General features: G+C 44.5%; 13 protein-coding genes and 1 other RNA gene. 13 read left to right on the top strand and 1 reads right to left on the bottom strand.

Annotation, left to right across the window (positions count from 1 at the left end; translation table 11 throughout):
* Window positions 1-165: 165 nt before the first annotated feature.
* From spoIVB to HNQ56_RS08905, 13 genes are all read left to right on the top strand, one after another.
* Window positions 166-1,455, top strand: a complete 1,290-nt coding sequence (gene spoIVB / locus HNQ56_RS08965) for a SpoIVB peptidase (RefSeq protein WP_429144777.1) — start codon at window positions 166-168, stop codon at window positions 1,453-1,455.
* Between the two features lie 551 nt (window positions 1,456-2,006).
* Window positions 2,007-2,813 carry a sporulation transcription factor Spo0A gene (gene spo0A, locus HNQ56_RS08960; protein ID WP_429144775.1) on the top strand — a complete coding sequence of 269 codons (807 nt, stop codon included), beginning with the start codon at window positions 2,007-2,009 and terminating at the stop codon, window positions 2,811-2,813.
* Window positions 2,814-3,391: 578 nt separating this feature from the next.
* Window positions 3,392-4,399 carry a type I glyceraldehyde-3-phosphate dehydrogenase gene (gene gap / locus HNQ56_RS08955; protein WP_429144773.1) on the top strand — a complete coding sequence of 336 codons (1,008 nt, stop codon included), beginning with the start codon at window positions 3,392-3,394 and terminating at the stop codon, window positions 4,397-4,399.
* 131 nt (window positions 4,400-4,530) lie between these two features.
* Complete coding sequence (locus tag HNQ56_RS08950) at window positions 4,531-5,724, top strand: phosphoglycerate kinase (RefSeq protein ID WP_429144772.1); 1,194 nt, start codon at window positions 4,531-4,533, stop codon at window positions 5,722-5,724.
* Between the two features lie 13 nt (window positions 5,725-5,737).
* Window positions 5,738-6,487: a triose-phosphate isomerase gene (tpiA, locus tag HNQ56_RS08945; RefSeq protein ID WP_429145001.1), complete on the top strand. Its 750-nt coding sequence runs from the start codon at window positions 5,738-5,740 to the stop codon at window positions 6,485-6,487.
* Window positions 6,488-6,566: 79 nt separating this feature from the next.
* Window positions 6,567-8,117: a 2,3-bisphosphoglycerate-independent phosphoglycerate mutase gene (gene gpmI / locus HNQ56_RS08940; RefSeq protein WP_429144771.1), complete on the top strand. Its 1,551-nt coding sequence runs from the start codon at window positions 6,567-6,569 to the stop codon at window positions 8,115-8,117.
* A gap of 64 nt (window positions 8,118-8,181) precedes the next feature.
* Complete coding sequence (gene secG / locus HNQ56_RS08935; protein ID WP_429144769.1) at window positions 8,182-8,421, top strand: preprotein translocase subunit SecG; 240 nt, start codon at window positions 8,182-8,184, stop codon at window positions 8,419-8,421.
* Window positions 8,422-8,579: 158 nt separating this feature from the next.
* Window positions 8,580-10,724, top strand: coding sequence for a ribonuclease R (gene rnr, locus HNQ56_RS08930; RefSeq protein ID WP_429144999.1), 2,145 nt, complete (start codon window positions 8,580-8,582; stop codon window positions 10,722-10,724).
* 18 nt (window positions 10,725-10,742) lie between these two features.
* A complete protein-coding gene (gene smpB / locus HNQ56_RS08925; RefSeq protein WP_429144767.1) occupies window positions 10,743-11,207 on the top strand; it encodes an SsrA-binding protein SmpB in 465 nt (154 codons plus the stop codon).
* Between the two features lie 118 nt (window positions 11,208-11,325).
* Entirely contained in the window at window positions 11,326-13,068 is a 1,743-nt protein-coding gene (locus HNQ56_RS08920; RefSeq protein ID WP_429144765.1) for an Ig-like domain-containing protein, read from the top strand.
* 153 nt (window positions 13,069-13,221) lie between these two features.
* Window positions 13,222-13,586: a transfer-messenger RNA gene (gene ssrA, locus HNQ56_RS08915) on the top strand.
* Between the two features lie 560 nt (window positions 13,587-14,146).
* A complete protein-coding gene (locus tag HNQ56_RS08910) occupies window positions 14,147-15,508 on the top strand; it encodes an Ig-like domain-containing protein (protein ID WP_429144764.1) in 1,362 nt (453 codons plus the stop codon).
* 511 nt (window positions 15,509-16,019) lie between these two features.
* Entirely contained in the window at window positions 16,020-17,429 is a 1,410-nt protein-coding gene (locus HNQ56_RS08905) for an RICIN domain-containing protein (protein ID WP_429144762.1), read from the top strand.
* Between the two features lie 348 nt (window positions 17,430-17,777).
* Here HNQ56_RS08905 and trpB read toward each other — a convergent pair whose 3' ends face one another.
* Window positions 17,778-18,983 (bottom strand): tryptophan synthase subunit beta, encoded by a 1,206-nt coding sequence (gene trpB / locus HNQ56_RS08900; RefSeq protein WP_429144760.1) that lies wholly within the window; start codon window positions 18,981-18,983, stop codon window positions 17,778-17,780.
* Window positions 18,984-19,019: the final 36 nt, after the last annotated feature.

Here is a 19,019-nt window from a genome sequence, read left to right as displayed (position 1 = left end):
ACATATGACTGGATTTGTATGTCACAACCGTACAAGTTTGTTCGTCTGTGACATACAAATCCAATCACATCTCTTCCATACAGTGCATTACGGGAGCATCATGCCCTTCTCACCGCCGCAGGCTGATCTGTTACGAAAACTTGATAGAGGGTATGAGGTGAAAGGATGAGAAGCAGGAAAAGATACCGTAATTTTTTAATCTGTATTTTTCTCATAAATATTTTTCTGTTAGTATTTTTCATATATCGCACAATGGATAAAAGGATACCGGATGAAATAAAATTGTTGGTGGGCACCGAGGAAAGCTTTGATTTTGGAATGCCCCTGGAAGGGAATATAACCACGGAGGATATTGGCGTAATCCAGGTTAATGATCTAAGTGTCCCCACAGAGCAGATCAGAGTTGATTTAAAGCAGCCTTTTACCTTACAGTCAACCCAAACCGGAACCTACAGTATGGATTTGAAGCTGTTTGGTTTGTTCAGCTTCAAGCGGGTGTCCCTGGATGTGATTGACACCATGGAGCTCATCCCCTGCGGGAATCCCATCGGAATCTACGTGGAGACCGATGGAATTCTGGTACTTGGCAGCGGAAGGATCACCGGAGCGGACGGTCTGAACTACGAGCCCACCAGGGATAAGCTGAAGTCCGGGGATTATATCTTGAAAATTAATGGGACCGAGGTGAACCGCAAGAACGACTTTGTAGAGCTGATTCAACAATGTGAGGGAAAGGACATCATCCTGCTGGTCCGCAGAAACGGGGAAGAGATTACGGTGAGCATCGAGCCGGTGAAAACAGCCAGCGGCAGCTATAAAATCGGAGCCTGGATCCGGGACAATACCCAGGGCATCGGAACGCTCACCTTTATTGCACCGGACGGACAGTTCGGCGCCCTGGGGCATGGAATCACCGATATTGACACCGGTTTGCTCATGGATGTAAAAATGGGGTCTATCTATACGGCGGAGATTATGTCCATCGTTAAGGGCAAAAGCGGGGAGCCGGGAGAGCTAATCGGCATGATCCGCCAGAGCGACAAATATAAGATAGGAAATATAAGCAATAACACTTACCAGGGGATCTTCGGAAGGATTGGCTACGGCTATGATTTTGACAGCAGCAAGGGCCTGAAACCGCTGCCCATCGGACTAAAGCAGGAGGTGGAAAAGGGAAAGGCCTACATCCGATGTGCTATTGATAAAACCATCTCGGATTATGAAATTCAGATTGAAAGCGTGGATATCAGCAACAGCAATCACAGCAAAGGAATTGTGATCAGGATTACAGATAAACGGCTGGTGGAAATGACGGGAGGGATTGTCCAGGGAATGAGCGGCAGCCCGATTATCCAAAATAATAAGATAATTGGTGCGGTTACGCATGTATTTATACAGGATTCAACCAAAGGCTACGGTACTTTCATAGAGAACATGGTAAATAATTTGGAATAAGGAGAGCTTTTGTTATAAAAAGAATTCGACAAAAATGCAGTAAATACAATTTGTTTCAAAGAGAGAATACAGCACATTAATTGCTAATAAATTCCAATCACACACAAAATATTGTGGTTCCCATTTTATTTTTAAAAAACAGGCTTATTATCATGTCGATTGGTGCGGTATTAAATGTTTGAAAGTTGTAAATTTTATGATTATAATTCAGACATGGCAATAATTTACAGAAACTGATAACCGAAAACTTGTCGAAGAAACTTCTGAATTTTGTGCAGTTTAATGGGTTAAAATGTAAAAGACTAATAATAAAAGTCACATTATGGTACTTATATTTTGTTTAATTTGCTAAAGCAATATAGATTGACGCGTAATTAGCTAAGATGTATAATGATATCATAAAAATAACATGAAACCCAAAATACTGCACGAAAATTCACGATAAGTGAAGACACGTATATGTACAACCCGGGATACAGGCCAGATGAAGAGATATTTTAAGGGGATTTGTTTTAGGAGAACAAAATATGTAATGGAGGTTGGAAGGTAAAATGGGTAAAATTAATGTAGCTATCGTTGACGACAATGAGAGAATGGTAAATCTGCTGGAAGATATTTTGAAGGAAGATTCGGAAATTGAGGTTGTTGGTAAATCAGAAAATGGAATTGATGCTCTGGACATGATCAAAGAGAAGAAGCCGGATGTTGTTTTATTAGATTTAATAATGCCAAAGTTGGACGGGCTGGGAGTAATGGAGAAGATCCGGAGGGATGCGGAATTGAAGAAGAGTCCTTCCTTCATCGTCATAACAGCAATCGGTCAAGAAGGTGTTACAGAGAATGCATTTGACCTGGGTGCCAGCTATTATATTATGAAACCCTTCGATAATAACGTGATTCTGTCTCGAATCAAGCAGGTTAAAGGGGATTATCACAGCAAGCTGATTGATAACCACAGAGTCAGCGCATATGAAAACAGAAGCTCCAGCTCCTATGTGGAACGCAATCTGGAATCGGATGTGACCAATATCATACATGAGATTGGTGTTCCCGCACATATTAAGGGTTATCAGTACTTACGGGATGCGATCATGATGTCGGTGAATGATGCAGAGATGTTGAATTCTATCACAAAGATTTTATATCCTTCTATTGCGAAGCGCCATAAGACAACCCCAAGCAGAGTGGAAAGGGCGATACGGCATGCGATAGAGGTGGCCTGGAGCCGGGGAAAGATGGATACCATCGATGAACTATTCGGCTATACCGTAAGCAACGGCAAGGGAAAGCCGACGAATTCAGAGTTTGTGGCATTAATTGCAGATAAGATCCGGTTAGAATATAAATTACGGTCATAATCAGCAGGTTGTACATGGGATGTTGCAAATCAATTTACATAAGAAGGCCTGCGGTCACAGGGGGGCTTCCCTGACGCCGCGGGCCTTTTTGGTTACAGTTCGCAGGGCACCTTGTCTTCCGCCTGACTGCCCTATGAACTGTAACCCTTTTTGCGGTATTTCCATAGGGGAAAAGTCAAACATGTTGTAAAGGCATACAAACTATGTTATAATGGAATGTAGTGGATGTGAGGGACAGCACTTTTTTCGCTTTCGTCATAGCATGGTTATCACGATAAAATTGCACAAAAATAGATAACCTGCCTTATAAATTAGTAACATATTCATAATTATAATGAAATAGGGAAATAAGCTCTTGATATTTTGTTGTAAATTAGGTAAAATATTTTTGGATTGAGAAAATTTTGTCAATGTATTCCGGTTCCCAATTCCTTGAGAAATAAGATTTCACAGAAAGTATCTACTTTGATTAATTGCTGTCCTCAATGTACCGATAACAAGCATTTGACAGGAAAATCAGTTCGTTGGTATCTTGGGCAGTATATTATAAATTTAAATAATTTAGGAGGAATATAATCATGGCAGTAAAAGTAGCAATTAACGGTTTTGGACGTATTGGCCGTCTCGCATTCAGACAGATGTTCGGTGCGGAAGGTTACGAAATTGTAGCTATCAACGATTTAACAGATGCTAAAATGTTAGCACACTTATTAAAATACGATTCCGCACAGGGCAGATATGTTGGTCACGAGGTAGTAGCAAAGGAGAATTCCATTGTTGTAGACGGCAAGGAGATCCAGATCTACGCTCAGAAGAACCCGGCTGACTTACCTTGGGGCAAGCTTGGAGTAGATGTAGTTCTTGAGTGCACAGGCTTCTTCGCTTCCAAGGCTAAGTCTCAGGCACATATCGATGCAGGCGCTAAGAAGGTTGTTATCTCCGCTCCGGCCGGTGATGATCTTCCCACCGTTGTATTCAGCGTAAACGAGGATATCTTAAAGGCAAGCGACACCATTATTTCCGCCGCTTCCTGCACCACCAACTGCCTGGCACCCATGGCTGCCACATTGAACAAGTTAGTTCCCATCGAGAAGGGCTTCATGACCACCATCCATGCTTATACCGGTGATCAGATGACTCTGGACGGACCTCATCCGAAGGGTGATTTAAGAAGAGCACGTGCTGCAGCTGCTAATATTGTTCCCAACTCCACAGGCGCAGCTAAGGCTATCGGCCTTGTAATCCCTGAGTTAAGCGGCAAGCTGGACGGCGCTGCACAGAGAGTACCCGTTCCCACAGGCTCCCTTACTGAATTAGTTGCAGTTGTGAACGGCAAGGTAACCAAGGCTGAGATCAACGAAGCGATGAAGGCTGCACAGAGCGCATCCTACGGCTATACTGAGGATGAGCTGGTTTCCAGCGATATCGTGGGAATTACCTACGGTTCCTTATTTGATGCCACTCAGACCAAGGTGACCGATCTGGGAGACAAGACCTTAGTTAAGGTAGTGTCCTGGTATGATAATGAGAACTCCTACACAAGCCAGATGGTTAGAACAATTAAATACTTTGCTGAATTAGCATAAAGTTTACAATGCTTAATTGATCCATCATGGGTCCGGTCTTTCAGGACCGGACCCTTTTGTTTCGCTGTAGTTGATGGTATGAATAACATAGAATTCCTGAATAAGAGCGCAGTACTGAAAGGAGAAAGATTATGTTAAATAAGAAATCTGTTGATGATATCAATGTAAAAGGGAAAAAGGTTCTGGTAAGATGTGATTTCAATGTTCCTCTGCAGGATGGCAGAATCACCGATGAGGTGCGCCTGGTGGAGGCTCTCCCCACGATTAAGAAGCTGATTGCAGATGGCGGTAAAGTGATTCTCTGCTCCCATTTAGGCAAGCCCAAGGGTGAGCCCAAGCCGGAGCTGTCCCTTGCCCCTGTTGCGGCAAGGCTGACGGAATTACTGGGACAGAATGTCACTTTTGCAAAGGATGACAATGTAGTCGGCGACAATGCCAAAGCGGCCGTAGCGGCTATGAAGGAGGGCGATGTGGTTCTCCTTGAGAATACCCGTTACAGAGCGGAAGAGACGAAGAACGGAGAAGCCTTCAGCAAGGAGCTGGCCTCCCTGTGTGATGTATTTGTAGATGATGCTTTTGGTACCGCTCATAGAGCGCACTGCTCCAATGTTGGCGTTACAGAGTTTGTGGATACCGCTGTGGTAGGCTATTTAATGCAGAAGGAGATTGAGTTCCTGGGCAATGCGGTGAACAATCCCCAGAGACCCTTCGTAGCAATTCTCGGCGGCTCCAAGGTGTCCAGCAAGATTTCTGTTATTGACAATCTTCTCGAAAAGGTGGATACTCTCATCATCGGCGGCGGAATGGCATATACCTTTATGAAAGCTCTTGGCGAAGAGGTGGGCAATTCCCTGTTAGAGCCGGACTACATCGAATATTCAAAGCAGATGCTTGAAAAAGCTGAGAAAAAGGGAGTTAAATTATTGATTCCCGTGGATACTGTGGTTGCTCAGGAATTCTCCAATGACACAGCTTTCAAAACCGTAGGACGCGGCGGCATTGAACCGGGCTGGCAGGGCCTTGATATCGGTGAGAAGACCCGTGCGCTTTATGCAGATGCCATTAAGGAAGCTAAGACGGTTGTATGGAACGGACCCATGGGCGTATTCGAGTTCTCCAACTTTGCGGCAGGCACCATTGCAGTGGCAAAGGCATTGGCGGAAATCGATGCTACCACCATCATCGGCGGCGGTGATTCCGCGGCGGCAGTGAATATTCTGGGCTTCGGCGATAAGATGACCCATATTTCCACCGGCGGCGGCGCTTCCCTTGAATTCCTGGAGGGTAAGGAGCTTCCCGGTGTTGCAGCAGCAAACGATAAGTAAATGATTGGAGAATATTATGCGTAGAAAAATTATTGCAGGCAACTGGAAGATGAATAAGACTCCCGCGGAGACGGTTGCCCTGATTAATGAATTAAAGCCTTTGGTAGTGACCGAGGATGCGGATGTTGTATTCTGCGTTCCGGCAATTTCTTTGACAACCGCCCTGGAGACAGCCAAGGGAAGCAATATTGCCATTGGTGCCCAGAATATGTATTATGAGGAGAGCGGTGCCTATACCGGGGAGATCGCTCCCGCCATGCTGACCAGCATCGGAGTAAAATATGTTATTGTCGGTCATTCTGAGAGAAGGGAGTATTTCGCAGAGACGGATGAGACGGTGAATAAAAAGGTGCTGAAGGCTTTTGAACACGGTATCACACCGATTATCTGCTGCGGAGAGACTCTGAAGCAGAGAGAACAGGGGATTACTATTGACTGGATCCGGCAACAGATCAAGATTGCTTTCTTAAGTGTCACCGCGGATCAGGCGAAGACGGCAGTCATTGCCTATGAGCCCATCTGGGCCATCGGAACCGGCAAGGTTGCCACCACCGAGCAGGCGGAGGAAGTGTGCAAGGCAATCCGTGAATGCATCGCTGAGATTTACGATGAGACAACGGCGGCAGCAATCCGTATCCAGTACGGCGGCAGTGTAACGGCAGCCAGTGCGGCAGATTTATTCTCCCAGCCCAATATTGACGGCGGATTAGTGGGTGGAGCAAGTCTGAAGGCCGATTTTGGCAAGATTGTAAATTACAAATAAGATTTCTTAATTCATTTCATCGCCTCTGACCGGATTCATAATCCGGTCAGAGGATTTTATAAAGGAGACAAGTAAACATATGAGTAAAAAACCCACAGTATTAATGATATTAGACGGTTACGGCCTGAATGAAAGAACGGACAGCAATGCGGTGGCGGAGGCCAACACCCCAGTCATGGACCGGTTAATGGCGGAGTATCCCTTTGTGAAGGGCTATGCCAGCGGAATGGCGGTTGGTCTTCCCGATGGTCAGATGGGCAATTCTGAGGTTGGTCACATCAATATGGGAGCCGGACGGATTGTATATCAGGAGCTGACCAGAATCACCAAGGAGATTCAGGACGGTGATTTCTTTAAGAACGCGGCACTGCTTGCGGCAGTGGACAATTGCAAGAGAAATAATTCGGCCCTGCACCTCTTCGGGCTGTTATCCGACGGCGGTGTGCACAGCCATAATACCCACCTCTATGCTTTACTGGAGTTGGCCAAAAAACAGGGCTTGACCAATGTATATGTCCATGCCTTCCTGGATGGGCGTGATACCCCTCCGGCCTCCGGCAAGGGCTTTGTGGAAGAGCTCTGGGAGCAGATGAAGATCATCGGTGTGGGCAAGATTGCCACCGTGATGGGAAGATATTATGTCATGGACCGCGACAACCGCTGGGATCGCGTGGAAAAGGCCTATCGTGCCATGGTATACGGCGAGGGAGAGAAGGCGGAGAGCGGAGTGCTTGCCGTGCAGAATTCTTATGATGCGGAGAAATACGATGAATTTGTACTTCCCACGGTTGTAATGGAGGATGGAAGGCCGGTAGCGACCTTGAAGGATAAGGATTCCGTGATTTTCTATAACTTCAGACCGGACAGGGCCAGAGAGATTACCAGGGCATTCTGTGACGAGGAGTTCAAGGGCTTTGACCGGGGAAAGAGGCTGGAGCTTACTTATACCTGCTTCTCGGAATATGATATTACCATTCCCAATAAGATTGTTGCTTTTCATAAGATATCCCTTGATAATACCTTTGGGCAGTTCCTTGCGGCGCATCACAAGACCCAGCTTCGTCTGGCTGAAACGGAGAAGTATGCCCATGTCACCTTCTTCTTTAATGCCGGAGTTGAGGTGCCCAATGAAGGAGAGGACCGTATTCTTGTCAGCTCTCCCAAGGTAGCCACCTACGACCTGCAGCCGGAGATGAGCGCTTATGAAGTGGCGGATAATCTGGTGAAGGCCATCAAATCCGACAAATACGATGTTATTGTAGTGAACTTTGCTAATCCGGATATGGTTGGTCATACCGGAATTGAAGCAGCAGCCATCAAGGCGATTGAAGCAGTGGACCAATGTGTCGGCAGAGCCGTAGATGCCCTGCTTGAGGTGGACGGTCAGATGTTCATCTGTGCAGACCACGGCAATGCGGAACAGCTGGTGGATTATACCACCCATGAGCCTTTTACCGCCCATACCACCAATCCGGTTCCTTTTATTCTGGTAAACTATGATAAGAATTATACTCTGGCAGAAGACGGATGTCTTGCGGATATTATTCCTACTCTCATAGAGATGATGGGGATGGTGAAGCCGGAGGAAATGACCGGGAAATCATTACTCAAGCGAATAGATTTGCTTTAAAAAATAGGTTGAAATAATTTCTATTCTATGTTAGAATTGAATTTAGTTTTTAGGAGGTGCGGACATGGAGGCATTAAAGCTAATCGTTCAGATTATATACATTTTAGTATGTATAGCATTGACATTCGTAGTGTTGAGACAGGAAGGCAAGACAGCAGGATTATCCGGTGCTATTACTGGTACGGGTGAGACCTACTGGAGTAAGAATAAAGGACGTTCTGCAGAAGGTACTCTGGTAAGAGTAACGGAATACCTGGCGGCAGCATTCATGGTTCTTTCTATTATTTTATGCTTAAAATGGTAATAACTGAGATAAGTTAGTTATAAAAACACTCTGAACGTTGGTCAGGGTGTTTTTTTATAAATTTGTATTTTAAATCAAGCAATTTATGGTATACTATCAATACAAAGGCTAATATGGACAAACTGAGGTCTGAGGTGCCGGGAAGAGCAGGTGAAACGATGAGAGAGAAGGAAGAATTCAAAGAAGAATTAACAGAAAAGAAGCAGATGCTGGAGGAACTGTTCTCCAGTAAGGAATATAGACCCATGAGATTTAAAGAGCTGGCAGGATTGCTGCAGGTTCCCCGGGAATCCAAACATGAGCTGAAGCAGTTGCTGGATCTTCTGATCTCATCTGGAAAGCTGGTTCTGGACGGTCAGAACCGTTACCGGATACCGGGAGATGATGTGAAGACGGGAATCTTCTCTGGAACTCAGAGAGGCTTTGGTTTTGTGTCGGTAGAAGGGGAAGAAGAGGATATCTTTATTCCTGGGGAAGCCACCAAGGGGGCGCTCCATGGGGATAAGGTTATGATAATCATTCAGAAGGAGCAGTCGGGCCGCAGAAAAGAAGGAGCGGTGACTGGAATTATGGAACGCGGCAATAAAGAGATGGTGGGAACCTTTGAGAAGAATAAGAATTATGGTTTCGTAATTCCGGATAATCAGAAGTTCGGCAAGGATATCTTTATTCCCAAGGAGTTCTCCAAGGATGCGGTCAGCGGACATAAAGTGGTAGTAAGGCTGACCAGCTACGGGGACGAGAATTCGAACCCGGAGGGAAAGGTGATTGAGATTCTGGGGCATGTGAATGATCCCGGCGTTGATATTATGTCCATCGTCAAAGCCTATGATCTTCCGGTGGAATTTCCGGGGGATGTGATGCGTTCCCTGGATGCGGTTCCTGAGGAAATTGACCAGGAGGAGGCAAAGAACAGGAAGGATATCCGGGATATCATAACGGTTACCATCGACGGTGAGGATGCCAAGGATCTGGATGATGCCATTACGCTGACGAAGGAAGGGGATATCTATCGCCTGGGCGTCCATATTGCGGATGTAACCCATTATGTAAGGGAAGGGACGCCTTTAGACCGGGAAGCCTTGAAAAGAGGCACCAGCGTATATCTGGTGGACCGGGTAATCCCTATGCTGCCGCATAAATTATCCAATGGAATCTGTTCTCTGAATCCGGGAACGGATCGCCTGGCGTTAAGCTGTTTTATGGATATTGATTCCAAGGGTACTGTTCTGGGACATGAGATTGCCGAGACTGTGATTCGTTCTGACCGCCGCATGACTTATACGGATGTGGCGAAGATTGTGGAAGGAAGCGATGAGGAGGTAATCCGGGAATACCAGGAGCTTGTGCCGGTATTCCTGCTGATGCAGGAGCTGGCGGAGATTCTGAAGGAAAGAAGACATCGGCGCGGGTCCATTAATTTTGATTTTCCCGAGAGTAAAATCATTGTGGATAAGCAGGGCAGACCCTTAGAGGTAAAGCCCTACGAGAGGAATAAGGCGACGAAGATTATTGAGGAATTCATGCTCATCGCCAACGAGACAGTAGCGGAGGATTTCTTCTGGCAGGAAATTCCCTTCGTGTACCGCACCCATGATAATCCGGATGAAGAGAAGATAAAAAAACTGGCTATTTTTATTCATAATTTCGGCTACAGCATCCGGCTGGGGCAGGAGGAGATCCATCCAAAGGAGCTGCAGAAGCTGTTATTGAAGGTGGAGGATACTCCCGAGGAGGCTTTGATCAGCAGACTGACGTTGCGGTCCATGAAGCAGGCCAGGTATACCGTGGCGAACACGGGACATTTTGGTCTGTCCGCAAAGTATTACTGTCATTTTACCTCGCCCATAAGACGGTATCCGGATTTGCAGATCCACCGGATTATCAAGGAGAATATAAAGGGAAGTCTGGGAGAGGCGCGAAGAGCCCATTATGAGAAAATTCTATACGAAGTCACCGAGCACTCCAGCAAGACGGAACGCCGTGCCGATGAGGCGGAGCGCGAGGTGGAGAAGATGAAGAAGGTGGAGTATATGCAGAAGCATATCGGAGAGACCTTTGAAGGAGTCATTTCAGGAGTGACTTCCTGGGGGATGTATGTGGAGCTGCCCAACACCATTGAAGGAATGATTCGCGTCAGTGAGATGAAGGATGATTATTATGTCTATGATGAAGAGCGTTACCAGATGATCGGAGAGCATACGAAGAAGGTATATAAATTAGGGCAGAAGGTTGCGGTAGAAGTGGTGAATGCCGACAAGATTATGAGGACAATTGATTTCGCATTTGCAGAAATGGAATAGACGGAGGCTGAGGAATAAGTGGGGGAGAATATTAAGCTGATCGCCAATAATAAGAAGGCGTATTTTGATTATTTTATTGAGGATAAATTTGAGGCCGGGATCGCTTTGCACGGAACGGAAGTGAAGTCATTGCGTATGGGCAAGTGCAGCCTGAAGGAGTCCTTTCTCCGAATCGAGAAGGGGGAGGTGTATATCTACAATATGCATATCAGCCCTTATGAAAAGGGGAATATCTTTAATAAGGATCCTTTGAGAGTGCGTAAGCTGTTGATGCACAAATATGAGATTAATAAAATTGCGGGCAAGGCGGTTCAGAAGGGATATACCCTGGTGCCGCTGCAGATTTATTTTAAAGGAAGCCTGGTTAAGGTGGAGGTTGGACTGGCACGCGGTAAGAAGCTCTATGATAAACGGGAGGACATTGCGAAGAAGGATCAGCGCAGGGAGGCAGAGAAGGAGTTCAAGGTGAAGAATCTGTATTGATTCCTGCTGTGACTGCGATACGCCCGATAGGTAGGGTGACCTAGGCGAGAAGGATGCGAAAAGATAAAAGGTTATAAGTACGAAGGAGGCGGCAAATTCTATGAGACTGAATGAATCTATGAGACGAAGTAAATCTGTGAGACAGAATGAGTCTGTGAGGCAGAGTGAGTCTGTGGGGCAGAGTGAGTCTGTGGGACAGAGTAAGTCTGTGAGACAGCATGAATCTATGAGACAGAGTGGATTTGGGCGACAGAGTGGATTTGCGAGACAGAGCGGATCTGCGGGACGGAATAGATCTATAAGACGAAGCAGACTTGAAACTGTAATTACCTTCGTACTGATTCTTACTGTGATTGGACCGTGGGCGAGTACAATCGCGTCTGCAGTGCAGAAGAATGGGCCGTTAGTTACCTTAACCCAGGAGGGGCAGGTATTGGAGACCATTACCTATAATGGTGTCACAGTGGAAGCAATTTACCATGACCATAAGACTTCGGGCGGGGATCCGGTTTATGGCTGTGCTGCGTTTGTGAAGAAGTTCTATCTGGAGGTCTATGGAATTGGTGTATACAATCTGTTTGATACCAAAAGTACACCCCTGGTTTATGACAATAAGGGAAGCTTTTCCCTGACGAAACAGCCCGTAGTGGGGGATATTGTGCGGGATAATAAAAAGACACATTGGGCCATTGTGAAGGATATTTCCGGAGATACGGTGACACTGATACAGCAGAATTACAGCACAACACTCAATGGGCAGTATGTAGCTTGGGTGGACTGTACCATTGATCTTAATGATGCCGGATACTCCTACTTTACCTATAGCAACCGGATTGAACAAGCAACCGGCGGAAGGTTGGAAGGGAATTCAGAAGATATTGGGTTGGAAGGAACAGAAGAAGGTGCGGAGGCTGGTTCAGGAACAGGAATTCCGGATAATCAGGCAGAGGCGGCTCCGGCTCTGATTCCGGAGGGTATCTATCAGATATTTCAGGCATCCACGATGAAGCTGATGACTGCTTCCGCGGATGGAGCGAATGGAAGACTTTCGCTGGTTGAGTATAAGGAGAGCGATGAACAAAAGCTCAGCATTGTGAATCTGGGCGGGGACAGGTATTCCCTGCAGTTTGTCTCCGATGGGAGTTTTCTGGCGGCAGGGGAAGGGCAAGGGATATCCTCGGAACAGCAATCACAGAGCTACTTCTTTGTAGATCGTGGGAATGGTTTATATACGATATCTCCGTCTGACCATGGGGATATGGTGATTGCGTCGGTTCTTTCTTCCGGTTCAGAGGAAGCACAGCACGAGGTAGTGGTTCGGGAATATACCGGTGCAATGGAGGAGCTGTGGTATCTAAGTCAGCTATCTTCCTCGGCACTGGCGCTTATACCAAAGGAAACAGAAAACAAGAAAACCCTGTATACAGGCTATCAGGATTACATAATTAAAATAAGTCAGTTAAAAGATAATGCCATGGCAGTCTACAGTTCCAGTGACCCGGAGGTGGCGTCAGTGGATGAAAACGGAACCGTTCGCCCGCTTGCAGCCGGAACTGCGGTTATTTCTATCCAGATATCACAGGATGGGATAATATATCCGTGCGATGTTACGATTACCGTAAAGGAGCCGTATCTTAAGCTAACAGCGTTGGAAAAGGAGCTTGCTATCGGCGGAAGCGTCAATATTAGTGCAAAGAAGTACGGAACCAAGGAAACCATCACCTGGAAGGTATCCGATAAATCCATTGCGACGATTCAAAGCAAAACAGGAAAACTGACCGCTAAAAAGCGTGGAACAGTAACCGTTACAGCAATGACAGAGAACGGCCTGACAGCAAAGATTAAGATTAAAGTGGTTTAAAAAGGAATTTTGAAAAAGTAGTGGTAAGATTTCCATTTAAAAATCCATTAAAATTTTGTAAAAACAGCCGGTATTACTTGACGTAACCGAATTTGTGTAATATGATATAGATGCGTTAAAAAATGCGTTTTGAAAACCACAATCTTATTTAACGGGGTTGTACTGGTTTCGACGGGGGTTTTGAAATTGCGGAAGCCATTCGCAGACTAGGACTGCGTCATCAACTTAGAATTAAAATTAAACGCAAACGATAATTACGAATTAGCTGCTGCATAAGCAGCTTGTCGGCCCTAAGCAACTCGCAGCTCAGGAACCCGGCATCAAATTAGCGAGGCCCTCTATTTTCAAAGCTTTGAGAAGATAGAAGATCCATGAAGCTACCGAAACCAATAGCCTGTCTGTCGGCGATTGGCGGAGGGAACAGCGGACTTCGGGTTCGCATAAAAGATAGACTGTAATGGGAGAAACTGCAATGAATGGGCTTTCGGACAGGGGTTCAACTCCCCTCAGCTCCATACTTAAAACCTTGAGAAATCAAGGTTTTTTATTTTTTTGTGTTGCATTTCGTGTTGCATGTATGCCTTGAATTCATTCGGCGCCTCCTCATTGTTTTTCTCTAGCAGTCTTTTAAACTGCATATCGATAGCGTGTCCGGTTAATGTAATTAATTTGATTTTTGTATTCCTGGATTGGTCGATGTGGCTGTAGCAGAGTCCTCTGGCTGCCGATGGTAATTTTTGCTTTTGCCATTATGATATCTCCTCAATTTAGGGCATAAAAAAGACACCTCCTAAAATAATATTGCTGATTACATCATTTACCATTATAACAAATAATTAAAGAGGAAGCCACAAAAAATTACCAGTATATTCAGGATGTAATCAGTAACATTTTTGCAGGCCGATAGTCTACCGAATAATTAAAGTGTAAAGAGGTGAGCTTCGTTTACTCCTCCTTTAAAAGACATTTGGCCGTAGTCGGGTGCTTTTTTTGTATTGCAGTATTTTGCAAGATGATGTATAATTATGGTAATACACCATGGTAGTACTCTATTACATGGAAAAGGAGATAACAAATTATGAAAAGCCTTATTGAGCGCTTTAAAAGAATAACTGCGTTAATGGCATTTATTCTGATATTTCTATGGATATTACCTGGTAATTCGACTTGTTTTCAAGCAGCCAAAGTGGCTCAGGCCGCGACGGTTAAAATAAACAAATCGAAAGCCACTATATATGTGGGAGAAACAGTCGCATTAAAAATTACCGGTACAACAAAAAGTATTACATGGAAGTCCAGTGATAAGAGTATTGCAACTGTAAGTAAAAAGGGGATAGTAACAGGGAAAAAAGCCGGGAAGGTAACTATTACAGCCAAAGTAAATAACAAATCGTATAAATGTACTATAGTAGTTAAAAAGCCGATTACCTTGGTAACAGATATTATTACAACCAGCAGTTCACTATTGGTTCCAGTGAATTCCCGGTTTGCATTTAATGCCACAGTATATCCATCAACTGCTGACGATACTCTAGAATGGAAATCAAGTAATGAAAAGATTGTTAAAGTTGATGAAGCGGGAGTATGCTTAGCGGTTGCAGAAGGAACGGCGTATATTTATGCAACTGCAACAGATGGAAGCGGCATTTCTGCTAAGTGGGAAATAAGCGTAAACAATGATTTTTCAAAACGAATTAGCAGCAATTATAAAGAGATTAATTTGAGTCTGACAGACATAAAGACAGTCATACTAAGAATTCCAGGTGATGTTGTGGGAGAAGTCTTTACATGTGAACAATCTAACATAATCTTAATTGCAAAGTGGAAAGAGGATGCGTATGAAGTAATTATTTCCCCGTTTAAAGAAGGGGAAACTTATCTTATATTTACATCAAATTTATACCAGGGAGAGTACAAAATTAAGGTTACAGTGGGCGGGAATTTATCACCGACAGTAACAGCATCGCCAACACCAACACCTACTCCACAGATTCAAGATACAAGGAATACGCCAACACCTATGCCTACAACAGTACCTGATAATTCCGCAAAGCTTCCTACCCCTACAGAAACACCTGATAATCCTGTAAAAGTTCCCACGCCTACAGCAGTACCTGATAATTCTGCAAAAATTGCATCTTTGAATAGTCAGATATCGTCTGCACAGGTGACTTTAAACGGCTATAAATCCTTATTGGCACAGTATCAGTCAAAATTGCAGAAAGCACAATATGACCTTGAACGTGCAAGAAACAATAAAACGATACTTATCTATCGTGAAGACCAGGGTTTCGTTTATGAAGCGGATCCGGACGCCATTCGAGTTGCACAGAATAATATTGATTATTATCAGTCGTTAGTTAATCAATATACTGACTTAATTACATCAAAGGAAACAGAAATTAATGCACTTCAAGCGGAATTAAATTTATTAACTTAATATAGATTTCAATGTTCTGTGGGCATCCTTTGCTCTGCTATGATGAGAGGGTTCAACGCTCCACGGCTCCAGACTAAATTTGGATGGGAAAACCTTGATTTACAGGGTTTTCCCATTTTTGATAATGTGATTATATCTCTTCCTTTCAAGGGGAGATAGATGTATAAGAATGGAAGAAAACATTATAAATACAATTGACAAATATTTCAAAACATGTATAATGAATGTATGAAACCGATTTCAAACCTGCTTATATTTTTTAGATGAGGGGTCTGAAATTAGAAAGGAGGGTGTCACTTTACCTCAGCTAAGCTTAAACCGTATAATTATCCAGGTATATAGGCAACGGCTCAGAAGCAGTGGAATACGATAGAATATTAAATAATACAGACGAACTTTATTAGTGTTTTTAGTAAAGACCTTCTTTTACAATCCGAGGAGCAAAGGCTGGATTTATTATCATAGCTTGTAGACGAGTATCTTAATATAATATATTTTTGGAGGATATTCTATGTTAAAGGAAAAGAGAAGGATTTTTAAATTATGCTTAACGATATTACTAATCGTGAGCATTGTTAACTTTGGACAAGCAGATTTGTTCAGCATGGAGGCGACTACGGTATCTGCTGCCACAAATTCAATTAAGGGTGTAAACTGGGCTGATCCGAATGATAATTTTAATACAGGGGTGCTGTATTTGTCAGGTCTTAGTTCTACGGATACTTATGCCTCAGCCGCGACGGTTGCTGATCGGGTTATCGGTCAGTTCATGTCATTGCTAGGTTCCAATACGGTACGGATGCCGATTAATGAAGCAACGGTTTCCAGCTATTGGGGTACCTATACAGGCGCGATTGATACGGCATTAAGTAAAGGGAAAGTGATATTATGCTATTGGGCGGCTGCGAACGGAAAACCGTCGAATATGACGAACTATTGGAATATGTGGAATACAGTAGTAAATAAATACGGTAGTAATAGCAATTGTTATTTTGAGCCGATCAATGAGCCTTATGGTTATTCGGCTTCTGACTTGTGCACCGTATATCGTACCTGGGTGTCAAACTATGCAAGCGTTCCTAAAGGAAGGATCATATTAGACGGTTCCGGTTATGCCGAGAATTTATCAACTGTAGGTGCGGACTCCAATCTGAGCAGTTGTCTGCTGGGAGTTCACGATTATGCATTCTGGAAGACACTTAGCTCCGAGGGAGCTTGGCAGCAGGATATAGCAAACATCATCGGCAGCTATGCAAGTCGTGTTGTGGTAACCGAATGGGGTGCAGCCATGACTACAGGTAAGAATTATAATCAGCCCAGCACAGATAATGAAGTATGTTATATTCGCGGGCTAAGTAATCAGTTGCGGGCTATGGGCGTGGGAAGCTGTTACTGGCCCGGACTGCGGGATGGAGATTCTTATCGGCTAACCACAAAAAGCGGAAGTGGTTCGAGTATTACATTAAGTGTGACCAACACTAGTGGTCTTGATCGCCTCAAATATGCCTGGGGTGATGCAAATATAAAGATTAAAAATGCAGCTACGAATATGTATCTGGATGGTAACGGAGCTACTAGTAATGGAGCCGATACCTTGCAAATAAACAGTGCCAATAATACGAAGCAGCAATGGGTAATCGAGGGCACCGGCAGTACTTATGTAAGAATTAAGAACGCTGCAACCGGACTCTATCTGGACGGTCTTGGGAATTCTTCGAATGGAGCGACTGCCGGGCAGTGGGGTAATACCAATAGTGTGAATCAGCAGTGGACTCAGGAGGTATCCGGTAACTATGTAATGTTCAAAAACAGAGGAACGGGATTATATTTGGATGGATTGGGATATACCACAAATGGTTCCGTGGTCGGACAGTGGAGTAAAAGTGGCAGCTCGAATCAAAAATGGTCCGTTACTCCTTGATACCTCTGAAGATGTACTTCAATCCAGTTGTTTCTCTGCTTATTGATGAAAGCTTTTACACAAATGCATACTGGCGGCTGTGTTGAATTATTGGAAGAAGGTAGGGGCCGGAAAATTATCTGGCACCCCACCTTTACCCGGCTATATCGTTATGCGAAATACTGATCGCAGTTATAAGGATATTCTTATGAGGCAATGACAGAGTTCTTATTGCTTCTAACAACTTCCGGCACCAGCTCAATAGTCATATCAAAAACCACCTCCCAAGTGAGATTATTCATACTCGTTTCTCACTTGGGAGGTGGTACTCATTATGTTCACCGAATGAAATGGTTTGACTTTGTAAAATTATTCAGCATAACCATAATGTTCTACTATATAATCGATATCTTTATCCCCGCGTCCGCTTAAGTTAACCAGAATCGATCCCTGCTTCATTTCCTTTGCTTTTCTCATGGCATAGGCAACAGCATGGGAGCTTTCCAATGCAGGAATGATACCTTCCAGCCTTGACAGAAGGAAGAAAGCATCCACAGCCTCTTGATCCGTTGCCGTTTGGTATTCAATGCGGCCCAGATCACGTAAGAACGCATGCTCCGGTCCGACGGAAGGGTAGTCAAGACCGCTGGCAATGGAATATACCGGAGCAGGCTCACCTTTTTCGTCCTTTAACATAATGCTTTCAAACCCGTGCATAATTCCGCTCTCTCCATATGTCATGGATGCCGCGTGATCTCCCAGATCAGAGCCTCTGCCCAAGGGTTCTACCCCGATAATATCTACCGGCTCTTCCAGGAATGGAATAAACATTCCGGCGGCATTGCTTCCTCCTCCGACACAGGCGCAGACCACATCCGGTAAAAGTCCGGTCATTTCCTTAAATTGATCCTTGGCTTCGTAACCAATCACCGATTGGAAATCTCGTACCATTAAGGGAAAAGGATGCGGACCGAGAGCAGATCCAATGCAGTAGATAGAATCTTTATAGTTTTTAGAGTAAGATTCAAAGGCAGAATCCACCGCTTCCTTGAGGGTTTTTAAGCCATGGGATACCGGAACTACCTCTGCCCCAAGAATTTTCATACGAGTAACATTGGGAGCCTGCTTAGCGATATCAACCTCTCCCATATGGATTTCACATTGCAAACCAAAGAAAGCTGCCGCTGTTGCCAGTGCAACTCCATGCTGGCCGGCACCGGTTTCTGCGATAAGCTTTTTCTTGCCCATGAATTTTGCCAGAAGACCTTCTCCCATGCAATGGTTAAGCTTATGGGCTCCGGTATGATTTAAATCTTCCCGTTTCAGGTATATTTGAGCTCCGCCAACCTGTGCGGATAACCGTTCACAATGATATACCGGGGTGGGGCGTCCCTGGAATTCTTTCCGAATTCTCCGAAGCTCATTAATAAACTGAGAAGAGTGGCAGATGGTCTGATATGCCTCCGAGATTTCCTCAAATGCCGGAATGAGCTCATCCGGAAGATAGGCTCCTCCATAGGTTCCGAATTTACCGTTTGCGTCGGGATAATTTCGTAAATAGGTTCTGTAGTCCATAGTTCCTCCTTATGTGTTTTCTCGAGTTAATCTAAC

The organism is Anaerotaenia torta (genome assembly GCF_050433395.1).
Classification (GTDB): domain Bacteria; phylum Bacillota; class Clostridia; order Lachnospirales; family Lachnospiraceae; genus Mobilitalea; species Mobilitalea torta.
The sequence above is the reverse complement of the archived record's forward strand: the minus strand, read 5'-3'. Positions and strand labels throughout refer to the sequence as shown.

Coding starts and splice junctions, on each gene's coding strand:
- rnr (WP_429144999.1), top strand. CDS start 8,580: ATGAGAGAGAAGGAAGAATTCAAAGAAGAATTAACAGAAAAGAAGCAG.
- HNQ56_RS08905 (WP_429144762.1), top strand. CDS start 16,020: ATGTTAAAGGAAAAGAGAAGGATTTTTAAATTATGCTTAACGATATTA.
- gap (WP_429144773.1), top strand. CDS start 3,392: ATGGCAGTAAAAGTAGCAATTAACGGTTTTGGACGTATTGGCCGTCTC.
- HNQ56_RS08910 (WP_429144764.1), top strand. CDS start 14,147: ATGAAAAGCCTTATTGAGCGCTTTAAAAGAATAACTGCGTTAATGGCA.
- secG (WP_429144769.1), top strand. CDS start 8,182: ATGGAGGCATTAAAGCTAATCGTTCAGATTATATACATTTTAGTATGT.
- spoIVB (WP_429144777.1), top strand. CDS start 166: ATGAGAAGCAGGAAAAGATACCGTAATTTTTTAATCTGTATTTTTCTC.
- HNQ56_RS08950 (WP_429144772.1), top strand. CDS start 4,531: ATGTTAAATAAGAAATCTGTTGATGATATCAATGTAAAAGGGAAAAAG.
- HNQ56_RS08920 (WP_429144765.1), top strand. CDS start 11,326: ATGAGACGAAGTAAATCTGTGAGACAGAATGAGTCTGTGAGGCAGAGT.
- spo0A (WP_429144775.1), top strand. CDS start 2,007: ATGGGTAAAATTAATGTAGCTATCGTTGACGACAATGAGAGAATGGTA.
- trpB (WP_429144760.1), bottom strand. CDS start 18,983: ATGGACTACAGAACCTATTTACGAAATTATCCCGACGCAAACGGTAAA.
- gpmI (WP_429144771.1), top strand. CDS start 6,567: ATGAGTAAAAAACCCACAGTATTAATGATATTAGACGGTTACGGCCTG.